General features: G+C 60.9%; 15 protein-coding genes. 6 read left to right on the forward strand and 9 right to left on the reverse strand.

The window, feature by feature from the left end:
* Nucleotides 1-13: 13 nt before the first annotated feature.
* The 5 genes from AC1KVE_RS05805 to AC1KVE_RS05825 all read right to left on the reverse strand — a co-directional run bounded on the left by AC1KVE_RS05805 (nucleotide 14) and on the right by AC1KVE_RS05825 (nucleotide 4,389).
* Nucleotides 14-712, reverse strand: a complete 699-nt coding sequence (locus tag AC1KVE_RS05805; RefSeq protein WP_481092966.1) for a transposase — start codon at nucleotides 710-712, stop codon at nucleotides 14-16.
* 692 nt (nucleotides 713-1,404) lie between these two features.
* Entirely contained in the window at nucleotides 1,405-1,785 is a 381-nt protein-coding gene (locus AC1KVE_RS05810) for a hypothetical protein (protein WP_481092967.1), read from the reverse strand.
* A 168-nt stretch (nucleotides 1,786-1,953) separates the two neighbouring features.
* Nucleotides 1,954-3,141 (reverse strand): XVIPCD domain-containing protein, encoded by a 1,188-nt coding sequence (locus tag AC1KVE_RS05815; protein ID WP_481092968.1) that lies wholly within the window; start codon nucleotides 3,139-3,141, stop codon nucleotides 1,954-1,956.
* A gap of 3 nt (nucleotides 3,142-3,144) precedes the next feature.
* On the reverse strand, nucleotides 3,145-3,561 hold the full coding sequence (locus AC1KVE_RS05820) for a hypothetical protein (protein ID WP_481092969.1): 417 nt from the start codon (nucleotides 3,559-3,561) through the stop codon (nucleotides 3,145-3,147).
* 129 nt (nucleotides 3,562-3,690) lie between these two features.
* Complete coding sequence (locus AC1KVE_RS05825; RefSeq protein ID WP_481092970.1) at nucleotides 3,691-4,389, reverse strand: hypothetical protein; 699 nt, start codon at nucleotides 4,387-4,389, stop codon at nucleotides 3,691-3,693.
* Between the two features lie 729 nt (nucleotides 4,390-5,118).
* On the opposite strand from AC1KVE_RS05825, the gene AC1KVE_RS05830 reads away from it, so the two are divergent.
* The 5 genes from AC1KVE_RS05830 (at nucleotide 5,119) to AC1KVE_RS05850 (ending at nucleotide 8,914) form a co-directional block, all read left to right on the forward strand.
* Complete coding sequence (locus tag AC1KVE_RS05830) at nucleotides 5,119-5,535, forward strand: SymE family type I addiction module toxin (protein WP_481092971.1); 417 nt, start codon at nucleotides 5,119-5,121, stop codon at nucleotides 5,533-5,535.
* Between the two features lie 86 nt (nucleotides 5,536-5,621).
* Nucleotides 5,622-6,251 carry a hypothetical protein gene (locus tag AC1KVE_RS05835; protein WP_481092972.1) on the forward strand — a complete coding sequence of 210 codons (630 nt, stop codon included), beginning with the start codon at nucleotides 5,622-5,624 and terminating at the stop codon, nucleotides 6,249-6,251.
* A 14-nt stretch (nucleotides 6,252-6,265) separates the two neighbouring features.
* Entirely contained in the window at nucleotides 6,266-7,732 is a 1,467-nt protein-coding gene (locus tag AC1KVE_RS05840) for an XVIPCD domain-containing protein (RefSeq protein ID WP_481092973.1), read from the forward strand.
* Between the two features lie 59 nt (nucleotides 7,733-7,791).
* On the forward strand, nucleotides 7,792-8,277 hold the full coding sequence (locus AC1KVE_RS05845) for a hypothetical protein (protein ID WP_435012889.1): 486 nt from the start codon (nucleotides 7,792-7,794) through the stop codon (nucleotides 8,275-8,277).
* 217 nt (nucleotides 8,278-8,494) lie between these two features.
* A complete protein-coding gene (locus AC1KVE_RS05850; protein ID WP_349778129.1) occupies nucleotides 8,495-8,914 on the forward strand; it encodes a hypothetical protein in 420 nt (139 codons plus the stop codon).
* Nucleotides 8,915-8,957: 43 nt separating this feature from the next.
* Here AC1KVE_RS05850 and AC1KVE_RS05855 read toward each other — a convergent pair whose 3' ends face one another.
* Both AC1KVE_RS05855 and AC1KVE_RS05860 read right to left on the reverse strand, forming a co-directional pair.
* On the reverse strand, nucleotides 8,958-9,758 hold the full coding sequence (locus AC1KVE_RS05855; RefSeq protein ID WP_435012888.1) for a hypothetical protein: 801 nt from the start codon (nucleotides 9,756-9,758) through the stop codon (nucleotides 8,958-8,960).
* A 63-nt stretch (nucleotides 9,759-9,821) separates the two neighbouring features.
* Nucleotides 9,822-11,930, reverse strand: coding sequence for an ankyrin repeat domain-containing protein (locus tag AC1KVE_RS05860; protein ID WP_481092974.1), 2,109 nt, complete (start codon nucleotides 11,928-11,930; stop codon nucleotides 9,822-9,824).
* 329 nt (nucleotides 11,931-12,259) lie between these two features.
* On the opposite strand from AC1KVE_RS05860, the gene AC1KVE_RS05865 reads away from it, so the two are divergent.
* Nucleotides 12,260-13,180, forward strand: coding sequence for a hypothetical protein (locus AC1KVE_RS05865; protein WP_435012886.1), 921 nt, complete (start codon nucleotides 12,260-12,262; stop codon nucleotides 13,178-13,180).
* A gap of 182 nt (nucleotides 13,181-13,362) precedes the next feature.
* Here AC1KVE_RS05865 and AC1KVE_RS05870 read toward each other — a convergent pair whose 3' ends face one another.
* Both AC1KVE_RS05870 and AC1KVE_RS05875 read right to left on the reverse strand, forming a co-directional pair.
* Nucleotides 13,363-14,859, reverse strand: a complete 1,497-nt coding sequence (locus AC1KVE_RS05870) for a hypothetical protein (RefSeq protein WP_435012885.1) — start codon at nucleotides 14,857-14,859, stop codon at nucleotides 13,363-13,365.
* Between the two features lie 181 nt (nucleotides 14,860-15,040).
* Nucleotides 15,041-15,445, reverse strand: coding sequence for a transposase (locus AC1KVE_RS05875; protein ID WP_435012884.1), 405 nt, complete (start codon nucleotides 15,443-15,445; stop codon nucleotides 15,041-15,043).
* Nucleotides 15,446-15,484: the final 39 nt, after the last annotated feature.

The raw sequence follows: 15,484 nt of genomic DNA on the forward strand, positions 1-15,484 counted from the left end.
TCAGGTTAACTCATCAGTCGGCGGTGTTCGGTCTGCGTGGGCGATGAGCGGGCCTGACGCCCGCAAAGCGGTGGGTCTTGGCTTCGACCATTGCGCGGAAGGCGTCGTGGCCCAAGGCTCGCTGCTGCTGTAGATGAAGACGAATGTTGGCGAGCAGTTCGTCGGAGAGGGCTTCATCGAGCAGAGCACGGTAGGCGTTGGATCGCTCGATCGGGTCGCTGCCAAGCGCAAGCCAACAGGGATGCGGTGTCAGTGCGGAGTGCTTGCGTTGGCCTAGGTTGGCTGGGCAGCTGGACCAACGATACGCTGCCGGGTTGTCAGTCAGGCGAGCACACACCGGATTGAGCTCAATGTAGCGATAGCAGCGAAGGACGTAGTCCGCACTGTCCACAAGACACGCTTTGTACCGCCCTTCCCATAGCGTACCCGTGCGCCTGTGGCGGCCATTGAACAATGCGACGTAGTTTCGCCCAAGCCGCTGCATCAGTTGCCCGATTCGTCCCGCATCAGGTGGCGTGACTAGCAAGTGCACATGGTTGTCCATCAAGACGTAAGCGTGCAACTGGCAGCCTGTGGCGTGCAAGGCCTCATGCATCAGGTGCAGATAGCGCAATCGATCGCCATCATCCAGAAAGCAGGGCAAGCGGTTGTTCCCGCGCTGCACGATGTGCTGCGGGATACCGGGAAGGTCGATGCGTGGAAGTCTGGCCACCTGGCAAGACTCGCAGAAAGGCATTGGTGCTGATAGCGAGGAAGCCCTGGCGAAAGCTGAGGCCGTAGCCTGAAATTTGGGTAGGAAGTAAACCTAACCCCGTTAGCGCCCGATACCTTGATCGCTGCGTTGCCGGCGTCGACGACATGTCCACCAGTCGTCTATCGGGTGGGAGCATGGGGCTGCGGTAAGAATAGGCAAGGATTGGGGGCGCTATGGAGTAGCTTTGTAGCGGCAAGGCCGGCAGAGATTCCAAGAGCAATCATGATCACTGCGGCGTACTGGAGACGTGATCCAGGATTCACTGACGCGGGTGCCTCTTTGTGTTGCGTCCTCTTGGTAAGCATGTCGAGCTGTCGGGCTGCACTGTCCCAATCATTGCACTGAACCAAAACCTGATGCACTTCATCGCCATCATTTATCTGCACTCTGTAAAAGCGCCTGCTAGTCTCGTACTCGATTCGAGATTCAGTGAGCATCAAAGTGAGCGAATCGCAAAGTATCTTGTCCGTACCCGAGTAGAGGATTTCCATGGAGTGAACGCTCCCATTGGGCCGTGCAGAAAAACGCTGGCGGCTTGAGTGAATAGTGAGATAGGTAGCTGCATGACCGACTGAATGTTGCGGTTATGCATTTTACTGCTAAGACTAACGCGGGCAGGTTGAACTGACCCGCCAGCACAGACTTTAAAACTAAGGCGAGAATTTGTCTTCTGTATCCACGTAAACCACCAATACCTCTTCGCCCGCATAGGGCACGGTGACTTTCGGCATCCAAAGCTCGGCTGGTGGTATGACAGCTTTCGCCATGACGTCGCACCTAGCACTAATGCCACATCTGCGGATGGCAATGCGCAAGACGCCGCGGTCACTTAAAAAATCAACGCCGGGAGAATAAAATTGGCTTTCCGCCGGCATGCGATAGGTGATTTGGAGCGAGTTGGATCCCAGCTTCGCAACTTTGACCGGCTGCACATCACTCTTCCTGTAATCAGAGCGCATACTTACTTCTGCAGAAGCAGTCGAGATTGATAGAGAAAGTAATGCTGTCCCAAAAATGAGCCTAATTTTCATATCTAAGTTGATGCCAAGGTTTGGGATCCGTCTAGAAACGTTAGCACCTGCCATCTCGGCAAGCCAAAAGCTAACCTCAAACGCCGGAAGCGAGCTACCTGCAAAGTGTCTGAATACTTACGTGTTGTCTCTGCTAGGCTGGTCGAAAGGCTGCTATGACCAGGGTAATCAGACTTGCAGCCTTGGTGCATCCTGCTTTTGATTCTGTTCCTGAGTTTCAGCACTCATCGCGAGTGCACGTGTCTGTTCGGCAGACTGCACGCGCGCTTGGCTTTGTTCAACCGAACTCTCCACCGCATCTGCCGTGCGCATTTGCTCACGGTGGTACACGGAGGTGGATGGATCTCCCTGGACCAGGAAAACGTACTCGCCGGCGGCTGCCCGGGTGCCCGCTTGGCCAAGCACTACGCTGTCTACACGTTCCAGTCCCTGCTCTTTGGCAAGGGCATACAGGCTCCAGGTCATACGGTCACTTGCCGCATCGGGAGCACGATTCAGCGAATGATCGATCCGATGTACGCCATCCTGGATTTGAGCAAACATGGGATCGCTAGGCGATGGAGCCTGCGCGCTGAGCTTGAAACCATCCGATGATCCACGCGACGGCGCGGCCGGATCCTGTGGTACCAATGGCTGCCCACTCGTAGGAGGCGCGATTCTACGATCGTCCGCATCGAACCACTGCTTGCCGTCAAACCTGTATCCGCTGCGTACCGATGCCGCGCCGACGTCTTGATAAAGGTCTTCCCCAAAATCCGGGGCGTTGACTGTCTCACCTTGTGCGTTCTTCGGCAGAACAGGTTGAACGCCGCTGGCCTTCAGCAAGTTGCTGACAACACCGTTGCTGTTGTTCTGCAGCGGGGAATATTCCAGTTGTGCGTGATTGATCTGATCCCCAGCCTTCAGGGCAGACTCAAGTTTTGTGGATAATTCCTGGTCAGAACCGCTCCAGGCAACGATGCGCTCGTGGCGTTCGCCCGGTGCGGGCCAGTCTGGTGCGGTGACCGTCGCTTTCACGATGTTGCCCTTGGCATCCCTCGCAAGAGCCGGCTCGGAGGGATCCAACTGGTTCAAAGGTACTGGCTCGTAGTTGCCGTCTTGTTTGAGCCGGTACCCAATTTCATAAGGGGCAATGTAAGGGGCTGCTTCAACTCGAATATGCCCAAACTTCTCCGAGCCAAGAACTGTGCTCTCGGCAAAGTTTGCCAAGTCATTTCCCTCGGCTCTAGTGTCGGGTCCCCCACGTACTACCGTCTGGCTGCCGTCGGATTTCTGAAAGAGCAGGTAAAGATGGCGGCGGTCACCAGCAACCTCGCTTGCCCCCACCAAAATTGTTGCCTTCTTCTGCTCATCCATGACTTATTGCTCAATATCTTGCGGAGCTCGATTCACTACCAGTTTGCTCAAGTAGATTCCGTCAGCAGAATGAAAGCCCACCATCCAGGTAACCGGCACAGCTGGCGCTGTCACCGATGGCTGCGCTTCTTTCACGACAGGGGAAAGCGTGCACATCATTGACGCTTTGTAACCTGCGCCAGGAGAGTTCAGCGCTTGGCAGTGAAATCCTAGATCCTCAAGGTTTTTCTGCGCGGCCGTAATGGGCGAGCCTACCGGGTTGGCGGCTTGAAGCTGCTGCCTTGCTTTCGCGGCAGACTGTTGAGTATTGAAGCCGGGCCGTGAGTCTTGCTGCATGGCAGAGCACCCTGATACGAAGAAGAGACTAGCAGCTGCTAGCAATGCTAGAGCACAAAGGTTGGCGTGAGGATTCGTTTGCATGATTTGACAGCTCCACCGCAATCAAACGCATGGTTATCCATGTGGAGATCGGTTGCAAGTATGCCCCCACGGGCTCGCGGAGCTCTGAAGTTACAGCGGCGAGCTAACCTGGCCATGCCTGACTCCAATCTATGCGTCAGCTGCTATTACGCCCCTCTCTTTGCCCTTTAGCGCCATGTCGAGCAAGTATTCATAGGTCTGCAGTTTACCCCTGGCCGACGTGGCAACCCAGCAGATCATCCAGAAGAACAACAGGAAAATACCCACCATTGCTGTCAACGGAGACATCGCCAGAGGATTGCCACCAGCGCGCAGAACCAGGAAGAGCGATACCGCAACCGGCAGAAGGCCTAGCTTGTCGATGCTTCCAGCCAATAGCGCAATGCGGCCCGCACGGCGTGTATGGCTGTAGCGAGCGTGGTCCAGCATTATTTGCAGGGTTGCTGCTGGATACCTTTTCAGCCAACTCACCTCCTGCATAAATTGCTCTAGCTGATGATCAGTGCGCATTGCTTGATCTACTTTCCATCGACGTAGATCACTCACAATCCCATAGATGCTAATTAGCATCAGGATGCCTGGCGCTACCAGCGCAACCCAGAAGCCAGCCGTTGCTGCCTTCTTGAGCAACTGGGGAGGAACATTGGTAAAGCTTAGGAACGAAGCAATGAGGGTCAGGGCGATTCCCAATGCCATAACGATGGCGGCGCCGCGCACGAGGCGGCTTGGGCTGGCAGTGTCGGCCGGAAACTCTGGTAGCGCGCGCAGGCGTTCTTCTAATGCCTTGAAGGTCAAGGGCACGATCGGTACTACATCGCTACTTTCCATGATGCTTGTCATCGTTGAGTGTTGCAGAAAGATTAGAGGTATCGGATCTACACGGCCAGATGGAAATGTTGGGACGGCACGGAAGCCATTTTTTCTTGATGCGCTTGGTCAACATCGGCGCCTGTGATCTCCAGATATCTGAGCGCGCAGGTTGTGTGTCGGTGCATTTTTAGGCTCCGTTTTAAGAAGAGATGATCATGGTTGACATCGCGATCCGTGCGTTGCAATCTCCAACTTAAGGAGCGTCGAAACTCCTCTAAGAGCGGTACCCACCTCCGTCAAACCGGTGGGTTTTTTGTGCCTGCATCCTGCAGGGACAAGCCGATGCAATGCCTGCGTCGGGAGGGCGGCTAATACAACACCCGCAAGGGGAATACGCCCGCCGGCTCTTAGCGGTTTCGAACCTCCCGACATCCCGTCGCCGTTGGCGACGGTTCTTGGGTTGTTCCAGGAGGGCGTTGCCATGTCTACCGCACCATCCAGGCCGGCATCTGTGTCGGTTGATCTGTTGCCAGTTTCCGCTCACTGCCTGCTGTTAGATGTAGGCGGGGTGCTGCGCCAGCTCGCCGTACGCGCAGCTGTCGAGCAGGCGAGCGCCCATTGCGCGCATCCGCTGAGTTGCCAGTCCGCTGTGTTGCCGCACACCTTGCGCCGCTGGTTCGCACGCAAGGCCGTGGCGCTGCAGCAGCGCGTTGCCGCATCCACCACCCGCCATCGCCCGGAGGCGCCATGACACGCCGCCGCCCACCTACGGCATCTGCCAGCGCACGGCCTACCCGCACGCGCACGCGCCCCACGCCGCCCAAGCGGGTGCAGTGGGTTGTTGTGGAACCCGACCGCACCAAGCTGCCGCCGATGCTGCCGCCCGACCCGGACGCCTTCCCGCAAGGCCCCGGCACGCTACGCGCACCCCGCCGCGCCCGCCGCCCGCGCCAATGCACCGTCAGCTACACCCATTACCCCGGCGCCCACGACCACGCCGGCGACCAGCACGTGCCCCACGTCCGCCTCAGCGGCCTATGGCTGGAACAACTGGGCTTTGCCATCGGCACCAAGCTGCGCATCACCGCCAGCGAAGGGCAGCTGCTGATGGAGGTGTTGCCGCCGGTGGAGGTGCCGGCCAAGGCGCGCAGTGTGCGGCGATGATGGTGCGGCTGCCAGACCCCTTGCGATTGACCTCGGTGCCGGATGCCACTAGCGTCGCAGCCACACCAGCGCACAACGGACGCTTCATGATCGCGCGCCCCCTCTACGCCTTGCTCGCCACCCTCGCTCTGGGCGCATGCGCCCACACGGCGGCCACCCCAGCCCCGGCACCCGTCACGGAGACATCTGCCATGAGTTCCTCAGCCGATCACGTACCTGCAGATCCTTCCAAAGGTGGACCACGTACCGCGCAGGAAGCATTGGAGCGGGTACTGGAGCTGATTCGCACAAGCACGAGTATTGAATCGTTCACTGCCGACCATGTGTCTCGGGCAATGGGCCAGTCGGTACAGCACCGCGGTGATGGTTCCGGGCGGTTCGGTGCCAGCGGAGTGCTGACCCGAAACTGGAACTACGGGTTTGGTGTCAACAAAACTGAAATAAAGGGTGCATGGTTCGAGTTCCTGTTCCTGCCTAATCCGCCAGAAGTGTCTCCGTCTATGTCGGATATCTGCCAGATCGACTTCGAGGCATTTGCGGCGCACCTCGAAAAAATGGGTTTCTCGCGACAACGCAATCTTGTCGAAGATGGGCGATGGATGAGCGATATCTTTCAACGCCCAGGGATGCGCGTAGAGCTCTTCCCGCGTGGAGAGGCTGACGAACCTTTAGCGCGCACCACTCATCAGTGCGTCGAGTGGGTTCAAATTCGCTAGTCCAAGGAGCGGACATGTTGAGCCAAGAAGCAAGTGCTGTGGTGGCGTCATTCGGTCAGCAACCAGGTGTCACACGTGAGCATCTGGACAACTTCAACCGGGTCCTGAACGATTCGCCCGAGTTGACCCGCCAGATCAACGAGGCGGTGCAGAAAAAGGTGCTGAAAGGCTTCGCGCCGTTAAACGATCCGCATGCGGGAGGCACCTATGATCCACGCGATCAGGAAATTCACCTGCCGCTTGCAGCGCTGGTGAATGATGCCAACGGCAAGCATGCAGCAGCAGGCGATTTGACTTTCGTCTTGGGACATGAAATTCAGCATAGCCTTTACAGTCCCACTGCTGCGCTTGCGCGGGAACAGTTCAAAACAGAGGCAATAAAAATCGCCCGTAGCACGCACGATTACACTGCTGCTGGCGAGAAGGTGCTGGCCAGTAACCGTGCGGACGAAGCAACGGCCGAAATAGCCGGATGGAACGCTATCGTGAGCGCGGTCAAGAGTCGTAATCCTAATCCTACGCTTGAAGATGTGTACCTGTTTGCGGATGGTCGGGCCAGAGATTTCGTCACGCGCAGCGGTTATCCAAGCGTCTACACGCCCAAGGCAAACCTGACGTTCAATAGCGACCTGACGTTGTCGCCCACGGCGGGTAATGTCGAGGCAATGGGGGTGAATTACTTCGACAAATCGGTCAAGGACACCCGTATCGGTCATGCGGGCCAGTCCGACTACGTCAACCATTACGGTCCTTGGGTGGTCGGCACAGCCGCCATCTACGAGCGACACTACAACAAGTCAAAGCCCGGCGAGCCGGAGCAGCCAATGATCCTGGACATGCAGCGCCTGGGACTCAAAGAAGAAATTTTGGAGCACAATGGCATTGACCTGGGCAGCGACACCCGCCCCATGCCATACCTGGACAGTAGTACGCAGCCGCCAACCCCTGGGCTCTTCCAGCACAGCAAGGACACTCACCTGCACGTCTCGCCGATTTCTGCCCAGTCGCTGGAGCAGGAGCTGCGAGAGCGCGACCCACAATCGCCACGTCCCCCGTCGCAGACGCCTTCACAGCCAGGCCACCCAGACCACGCGCTGTACCAGCAGATCAAAAGTGGTGTGATGCAGCTCGATGCCCAGCACGGCAAAGAGTGGGACGGCGCAAGTCAGCGCATGACTGCCAGCCTGCTTGCGCTGGCAAAAGAGGAAGGGTTGTCGCGGGTGGATCATGTTGTGCTCAACAACCCAACAGGTCAGCTGGCCGGCGGCGAGAAGGTCTTTGTCGTCCAGGGCGCCCTCAACGACCCGGCACACCAGCGCGCACACATGCCGACGGTGGACGCCGTGCAGGCACCAGAGAATCAGTCGTTCGATCGCATGCAGGCAATTAACCAGACTCAGGCCCAGGCACGCGAACAGCAGCAGGCGCTGGAGCAGTCGCAGCAAGCCGTTACCCAGGCCGGACCGTCAATGGTGCGCTGAGAAATTCCATGCTGTCGGTACCGGCTGTCACTGGGTGCGACGAAGGCTGAGAGGTGCCTGTGCAAAATTCGCTGATCTACGTCGTGTTCTGGTTGCTCGTTACAACGGGTTGCACCTGGAGATTTGCTCAATTTGGGATGGATAAGCCCTCCGGCCCGTCACTCTGTGCAGAGGTTCTGGACTGGGAGAGCGCAAGCGCGTCTCAGGCGCTGCGAGTGACGCCGCAGATCGTGGAGGACGAGAACGGCCGGTCTTATCATTTTGATCTCGGTGGACGAAAGGGGCTGCGCTATCTGGCTGCGAGTTGTGGAATCGGTGTTTATGCTGAATGCAGCTTTGACGCAACTTATTCGAATGGGCATGTCCTTCGATTTTCTGAGCTGTCGACATTTAGCCTCTGGAAAAGTCGAGAGGAGTTCTATCTCGTCTATCATGTCGTCGCCCCTGAGGGGGAGTTGGAGAAGGGATTGCGAAGAGTCGTCAAGGTGGATGATCCGCCCTCAGAGATCTGCAATCAGATCGGAGACTACTCAAATTTGATGTAGTTGCCCGATCAGGATGTCAACGACTTGCTCAGTTGCTTGGGTCCGGAATTTATCAGGAAGGCAAGTCGCTACTCCTGCCAAGATGCACGTGCATTGCGTTTCTGGTTAAACAGCGCTCTACCGCAGGAAGGGGCCGCGCCGTATGTCATTCGCTATCTTCCGTTCTTACGTTTCGGCATCGGTCGCAGTGGTCGTTGGCACCTTTGCAGGATGCGCCATGACCGAGCCACCGATCTCAAAAGAACAGTTCTCTGAGCATGTTGTGGCGCTGCTGGCCGGCAAGGACTCGGCGGTGGTCGAAGCCGGCAAGCTGACCGATTTCCCTTGGAAGACGCTGTGCTTCGAGCGCGATGACAGTCTGTTGCTGAAGTTCGATCGCGACGGAGAGACATCCGTGCTGCCGTTGCCCTATGAAGAGTTCTTCGTGGATGAGGCACATGTGAGCAATTCCCTTGAGGACAGCTGTGTCACGCCATCCGATCGCATCCTGATCAAGAAGAAGTCTCCGGGCTATCAAGGGCCTGTCGAGTTTCAGCGGGTAGCGCGCGCAGTTGGGTTGAGCCGCGGTCGAATCTGGGGGTCTGTGCAAGCCAGGTATGCGGTTGCGCAGGAGTATGTGGGCATCGGGACAAGCTGAGCCGCGCACCACGTGTGGCTGGTCGAATTTGATAGTGAATGCTCTAGTTCTTTTGCCTGGCCAGCGCTTTCCTGCATAACGCAAGATTGGTTCTCGCTGCGCGTACGATTGCCAGATAGCGGTCCGCAAGGACCGGTGGCCAGTTCTCCATCACTGCGTCGTCGTCTGTCGCTGCATCTTCGGCATAGGCATTCAACGTTTCCAGACACTGCGCATAAAGCGCGTTCTTGTACTGGGTGATCGCCAGATCATTGCGGATCTCTCCCTCTTCTTCCCATTCCAGTGTAGGCCCGCATTGCGCCAGGACCGGGGACAGGGTGGTCAATGCCGTCCTGTAGTCCTTGCGGTCGTAGTGCTGCTGAAAAGCCGCGCGCGTGCGGGCAAGGGCGTTGCGGCTGCAACCATCCTTGGCCCGCAGGTAAGGTGCTTCGAAACCGCCGTTGTAGCCGCACAAGGATTTGCACTCGACCGGCGTGGTGGTGGTCACGTTGACACCTTCGGCGGTGTTCGCGAATTGCACTTGGCAATCCGTGAGGCCCGTCTCGCTTGTGGCAATGCCTTGTCTTCCATCAATCACGCCTTCCAGGAAGCACATGGCTTGGCCAGTGGTGCTTTCCAAAGAGAATCGTAGCGATTGCTTGTGCCTGGTCAGTAGTAGATGCCCCCATCCCTTTTCGGTGATGTATTCGCCGGGCACCAGGGCGACGCTTGCTGCGGGGTCGTCCAAGGTTGGTGCGAATTCGGGCGAGCCGGCAGGCGGCTGCGCGAGGCATAGCGTGGTGGCAAGTGCCATAGATGTCAGGCAGGCCAGCGTCAGAACGGGGATTTTGTGTTTCCTGTCCATGCGTCTGCTGTGGTGTCCCGGAGATGATGGAGCGATGGACATCGACATCACCCTTGATGCGCATCACCGCAATGCCGCCCGCACCGTCTGCAACGAGGCGGCAAACAGGTCGACGGCGCGCTTGCCATCGTTGTCCTTGATGGTTTTGTCGGCACCCCGGGCCAGGACGAGGGCGTAGTTGGGCGCGCTCTCATCGTTGCTTTCCTGTTCGGCGGCGTAGTGCAGCAGGGTGCGGCCCCTGGCGTCGCGCGCGTTGATGTCGATCCCCAGGCTCAGCAGAAAATCGAGAAAGGCCACTTCCTTCGGAAACGTGTGGCGCGGTAGCCAGTGACGGGAGGTGAGGTTATGCAGCAGGGTTTGCCGGCCCGGTTGCAGGGCCAGCGGGTCCAGCCCCTTGCTCATGATCAGGCGCACCAGGTCCGGCTGGAAGCAATAGGCCAGCGACGAACGGCCATCGGCGTCGGTGCGGGTGGCGTCCGCGCCCAGTTCCAGCAGCGCGGTGATGGGGCTGTCGCCATCGAGCGTGTGGGAGAGCAGCGCCGACTGCAGCGGTGTGTAGTGCTGCGAGTCGTCGGTGTTCTGTGCGATGGCCTGCGCGTTGATGTCGGCGCCGCCGGCGACCAGCACGCGCACCTTTTCGCCGGTGCTGGCGGTGTGCAGCGGCGTGGTGCCGTGGATGTCGCGTGCGTTGGGATCGGCGCCGTGTGCCAGCAGCACGCGTGCGGTGGCCACGCCGCCCCAGCCGAGCATGGTGGTGCCGTTGTCCCAGCGTGCGTCCGGGTCGGCGCCGGCGTCCAGCAGCGCTTCCAGCATGTCCAGATAGTCCTGCAGACTGAGGTGGTTGCGCAGCTTGCTGTCGACGTCTTTCACCGCCTCCTCGCTGGCCTGCTGCAGGGCGCGCTTGGCGGCGCGATAGCGCGCGCGGGTCTGTGCGTCCTTGGCTTGGGCGATCATGCCATCCAGTGAGTCGAGGCTGCCGATGCTGATGCTGTCGATCAGGTGCTGGCGGTAGTGCGCGCGCGTCATTGCGGCGATCGGCCCGCGGGTGACCACCAGGTCGTGCAGCGGCCAGTAGCGCTGATTGGCCCAGCCGTTGACGCGTGCGCCGTGCGCGATGAGCCAGCGCACGGTGGCTAGCGTGCCGTGTTTGACCGCGGTATTGAGCGGCAGCAGCCGTGTATTGAGCGTTGCGCCGGCCTTGAGCAGGCGCTCGATCATCGCCGTGTTGTCGTGCCGGGTGGCGTAATGGATGGCGGTGGAAAACTCCTGGTCGGATGCGGTGTGTTCCATCAGCCAGTCGCTGTCCGGCGTGCAGTCGGGGACGGCGCCTGCCAGCAATGCGGCCTCGACGCCGACGAGTGAATTGGCGCGTGAGGCGTCCAGCAATGCGCGATCGGCAGCGCTGCGCTCCACGATCGGCAGCGGCGGCGTATCGGGGTCGGGTTGCGCCGGGTCGCGTCGCAGCCAGGCCAGCCACGCCTTTGAGCCCTGGTTGCCGGCATCCAGGTAGAAGGTGTCGTCTTTCTGGCCGTTGCCGAAGCGCATCCACGAGGCCCATTCGGTGCCGGCCATGCCTAGCGCCGACATCTGGGTGATGAAGCTGAAGAAGTCCGGCGCCAGCGCCAGGCCGTGCAGCATCTCCAGTTCGTGCGAGAAATAGCGTACCGGTTGCCTGGCCGGATCCGCATGCGTGGTGTCGATGGTCAGCCAGTCGCCGTTGATGAGGTTGTAGAAAGCGAACTGGTGTTCCCACAGTGCAGGACTGTTGGGTGCCTCGGACAGATCGCGCGTGGCCAGCTCCTGCTTCCAGCCCAGGAAGACGGGCAGGGCCATCGTATCGATGTGCGTCAGGCTCCACGCCGTGTCGCGATTGCAGCTCATCGACGGCAGGTCTTGCTGTTCCATCGCGCGCAGATGCGAGGGCACGTACCAGCCGAAGCTCACCTCCGCCGACAGCTCGCGCAGGACGCGACGCAGTTGGGCGGGGATCGGCAGGCGGTGACGGCGTTCGAGCGATAGCAGCTGGCGTTCTGTCGCAGGCGGGGCGATCCGTAGCGGCGTCACCTGCCAACGGCGCTTGCGCGCGATGGCTTCCATCCAGCGCCATTTCGCCTGCCACTGGCTCCAGCGCGTGTGCAGGGCGCTGTCCTGCGTGGCGCAGGCGCCGAGCATGCCCGCTGTGCCCAGGACGACGATGCCGGCTTCGAGAAATTGACGACGGGTGACCTTGCTCAGGTGCGGTTCCTCGCAGAAGGCGGAAGAGACAGCTGCTTGCGGGGCGAAGGATAACGCGCGAGGCGATCGGTGCCCGGCAGCAGGCAAGGTGTGCGCGACACACCAGGGCGCGACGCCGGAATGCCTGCAGCGCAGACCTTGCGCTCTGTTGCCCGGGCTCGATAATCGGCACGACACCGTGCGGCGGCTGCGATACGTGCTGCCTGCAGCCAGATGTGGCTGAACTGCATCGGTGCGGGAGCAGCGTCAATCCACGGAGGATGCAGATGCAATCGACATCGCAGATGGAAGACAGGTTCACCCCGGCCACACGGCTGTATGTCCTGCTGGCGCGGGACGCACGCACCGGGGTGATCTTCCGGCGTGGGCCCAGCAAGCAGGTACAGCTGGTCCGCTGGGACTTGCGCACGGACACGTTCGAGCACGGGCAGTGGTTCAAGGGCCGCATCTACGAGCGGCGTTGCGATCTGTCGCCGTCGGGGCGGCTGTTGGTGTATTTCGCGGCCAAGCACAAGGGCGATTTCGGAACCTGGACAGCGCTGTCGCGCCCACCGTTCTTCACCGCGCTGGCGCTCTGGCCCAAGGGGGATGCGTGGGGTGGCGGTGGTGCGTTTGAGGACGAGCAGACCTTGCTGTTGAATCATCGCCCGCAGGCAGGCCGCGAGCCGTTTCCGCTGCCGACCGGCTTCGGTCTGAAGCACGGGATGACGGTGCGGCCGTTCGGGCAATGGTCCGGCGGTGGCGAAGACGAGCCGATCGACAGCATGCTGCGGCAGCGCGCTGGCTGGCGAACGCTCGACGGCGGTGAGGGCGAACGCGGCGGTTTGCGAAGCGGCGTGCTCTACGGCTTCACGCGCCCACGCGTGTGGGAGAAGGACGGCAGTGGCGGGCGTCGGCTGCAATCGCTGTTGCGTGCCGTGGGGCGCCAGAACGATGCCTGGTATGCGCTGGATCATCGCGTGCTGGATCGCGACGGCGCCGTGCTGGTGGACCTGCCCGGCACCGACTGGGCCGATTGGGATGGCGGCGACCTGGTATATGCGCGCGGGGGCTGCCTGTATCGGCTGTGTAAAAGCGATTTCCGGCGCTATTCCGAGCAGGGTGAGCAGGCGGCTCGGCTGCTGCATGACTTCAGCAAGGCGCGGTTTGCGCCGGTGGCACCCACAGCGGAGGCGCTACGCTATTGAGGGGCTGTGCGCGATGCCTGTGCGCTGCCGGCATTGCAAGCGGACAAGGCCTTGGAATGCGGCACCGCGTTGCCTGCGCGGCGCCGCGGCTTGCGCCAGCAAGATGTCGACCTGCAAGGCCTCCGTACACATGCCTGAGCCGCCAGCCGCGCCAGCCGCGTATCGGCGGCGTGGTGCGGCAATCAGGCGCCATCGTTTGCGCGCAGGTGATCGAGCAGCAGCGGGTGCAGCAGCGGTGGCATGGGCGCAGTGCCTGCCCCGTGCTCCCACTGCTGCAGAAATGGCGCCAGCCATTGGCGATGCCAGACAGTTGGACGGGCGCGTGCGGCCAGCCGCTGGCGCAACTGTTCGACATGTGCGTTGGCACGTGTCTGTTCGCCGCACTCCAGGTGGAAGAACACGAATACCAGCAGCACGCTGTCCGGGCTGGCGAATATCACCTCGGGCGGCACCACGCCGTTGTCGTCGCCGTGTTCCAGCAGCTGCAGCCAGGTATCAGCGGAGCGTTGGAACCAGGGGCCGGCCAGCTGATCGGTGATGCGGCTGAAGAAGTGCACATCCAGTGCGGGCAGCGCCGTCGCCAGACGGGCCAGGGCAGCGCTCAGCACGGCGTCGCTGTGAGATGGATTCAGTGCCCAGCCGCCGTAGTCGCCCACGTCCGCGCTGTCCAGGACCTGCTTGCCCAGGACGGTGGCCGCATCAGCCACGCAATGCAGGTCATGCAGCTGCGTGGTCGCCGCGCGCTGCTGCCAGGCCAGCAGGCGGGCATGCTGCAGCCCCGCCTGGACCATCAGCTCGCCCAGGGTCGGGTCATAGCTGGCCCACAGACACTGACGGCTGCCGTCGTGGTCGCGGATCCATTGCCAACGATGGCTCGCTTCAACCGTGACAGCAGACCAACCAGCAGCGCGCAGCGATGTGCCCAGGTGTTGCTCCACCAGTTGCGGGAGCAGCTCGCGCAGACGCACCCGCTGATGTGTGGCCTTGTCACGCGCAGTGCGTAACGCCGCAGGCGTGCGCTTGGGCTGCAGGAAAAACCGCAGACCCATCTCGCGCTCGATCTCACCGGAGGTGCCGCTGTCGGCCAGCCGCGGCACGGCCAGGTCCTCGGGTGCGCCACGGCGAGGCTTGAGCGCGCGGAGTGCGGCCAGCGCACGGATGGCGCGCAAGGTGTCGGAAGCGAGCAGGCCGTCCAGGGTGGGGGCGATACCGTCGGCAGCGTCGAAGGTCTCGTCCAGCCAGCCGTTGACCAACAGGCCGTAGCAATCGGTGAACAACGCGCTGTCATCGGCCTGGTGGGCGAGATCGAGAACGTCCCCAAATACTTCTGCCAGCGGTAGCGTGTGGCCGGTGTCTGGTCGGCGGTAGACCACGCGTGCCTGGTCTTGCCATTGCAGATAGACCTCGCCCTGTGCGTCCTCCAGCCAACCGGGCGCTTCGGCGGCCAGGGCCTGCGCGCACAGGGTCGCATCGTCGATCTCCTCGACCGCCGTACGCACCAGTACGCCATTGCGCAGGAGCTCGGTGTGCACGCGGAACCAGGTCAGGCCGGTGTCGTAACGCGCCTGCAGCCCAAGCAGGCTACGCATGAGCGCTGCCTTGTGCGTGCGACTCAAGCTGCCGCGATCGACCAGCTGGACGCAGCGTTCGATGAACTCCTCGATAGCGTGTTGTGACATCCGTGCCTCCTGTACGTCAGTGGTCAACGTGCGGGCATCATCATGCCAGTGGTCCGGGCGACCGCGTGAGCGGGAAAGGTCGCGGGCGGGAGCCGTGCCGCCCGGCGCGGCTCCGCTGCCTGTTCGTGCGCTGCTGCGCACTTTTCATCTCAAGCCAATAACGGAGCAGCCAATAACGGGGTCAGGTTAACTTATCAGTCGGCGGTGTTCGGTCTGCGTGGGCGATGGGCTGGCCTGACGCCCGCAAAGCGGTGGGTCTTGGCTTCGACCATTGCGCGGAAGGCGTCGTGGCCCAGGGCTCGCTGCTGCTGCAGATGAAGACGAATGCTGCGACGTAGTTTCGTCCAGGCCGCTGGGTCAGTTGCCCGATCCGTCCCGCATCAGGTGGCGTGACTAGCAAGTGCACATGGTTGTCCATCAAGATGTAAGCGTGCAACTGGCAGCCTGTCGTGTGCAGGGCCTCATGCATCAGGTGCAAATAGCGCAATCGATCGCCATCATCCAGAAAGCAGGGCAACCGGTTGTTCCCGCGCTGCACGATGTGCTGCGGGATGCCGGGAAGGTCGATGCGTGGAAGTCTGGCCATGGCACAAGACTCGCAGCCCGGCGTTGGTACTGATAGCGA

The organism is Xanthomonas sp. NCPPB 2864 (assembly GCF_056675615.1).

Bases quoted from the DNA above. Each gene is read 5' to 3' on its own strand.
- AC1KVE_RS05810 (WP_481092967.1), bottom strand. From the start codon at position 1,785: ATGAAAATTAGGCTCATTTTTGGGACAGCATTACTTTCTCTATCAATC.
- AC1KVE_RS05815 (WP_481092968.1), bottom strand. From the start codon at position 3,141: ATGGATGAGCAGAAGAAGGCAACAATTTTGGTGGGGGCAAGCGAGGTT.
- AC1KVE_RS05820 (WP_481092969.1), bottom strand. From the start codon at position 3,561: ATGCAAACGAATCCTCACGCCAACCTTTGTGCTCTAGCATTGCTAGCA.
- AC1KVE_RS05825 (WP_481092970.1), bottom strand. From the start codon at position 4,389: ATGGAAAGTAGCGATGTAGTACCGATCGTGCCCTTGACCTTCAAGGCA.
- AC1KVE_RS05830 (WP_481092971.1), top strand. From the start codon at position 5,119: ATGACACGCCGCCGCCCACCTACGGCATCTGCCAGCGCACGGCCTACC.
- AC1KVE_RS05835 (WP_481092972.1), top strand. From the start codon at position 5,622: ATGATCGCGCGCCCCCTCTACGCCTTGCTCGCCACCCTCGCTCTGGGC.
- AC1KVE_RS05840 (WP_481092973.1), top strand. From the start codon at position 6,266: ATGTTGAGCCAAGAAGCAAGTGCTGTGGTGGCGTCATTCGGTCAGCAA.
- AC1KVE_RS05850 (WP_349778129.1), top strand. From the start codon at position 8,495: ATGACCGAGCCACCGATCTCAAAAGAACAGTTCTCTGAGCATGTTGTG.
- AC1KVE_RS05855 (WP_435012888.1), bottom strand. From the start codon at position 9,758: ATGGACAGGAAACACAAAATCCCCGTTCTGACGCTGGCCTGCCTGACA.
- AC1KVE_RS05860 (WP_481092974.1), bottom strand. From the start codon at position 11,930: ATGCTCGGCGCCTGCGCCACGCAGGACAGCGCCCTGCACACGCGCTGG.
- AC1KVE_RS05865 (WP_435012886.1), top strand. From the start codon at position 12,260: ATGCAATCGACATCGCAGATGGAAGACAGGTTCACCCCGGCCACACGG.
- AC1KVE_RS05870 (WP_435012885.1), bottom strand. From the start codon at position 14,859: ATGTCACAACACGCTATCGAGGAGTTCATCGAACGCTGCGTCCAGCTG.
- AC1KVE_RS05875 (WP_435012884.1), bottom strand. From the start codon at position 15,445: ATGGCCAGACTTCCACGCATCGACCTTCCCGGCATCCCGCAGCACATC.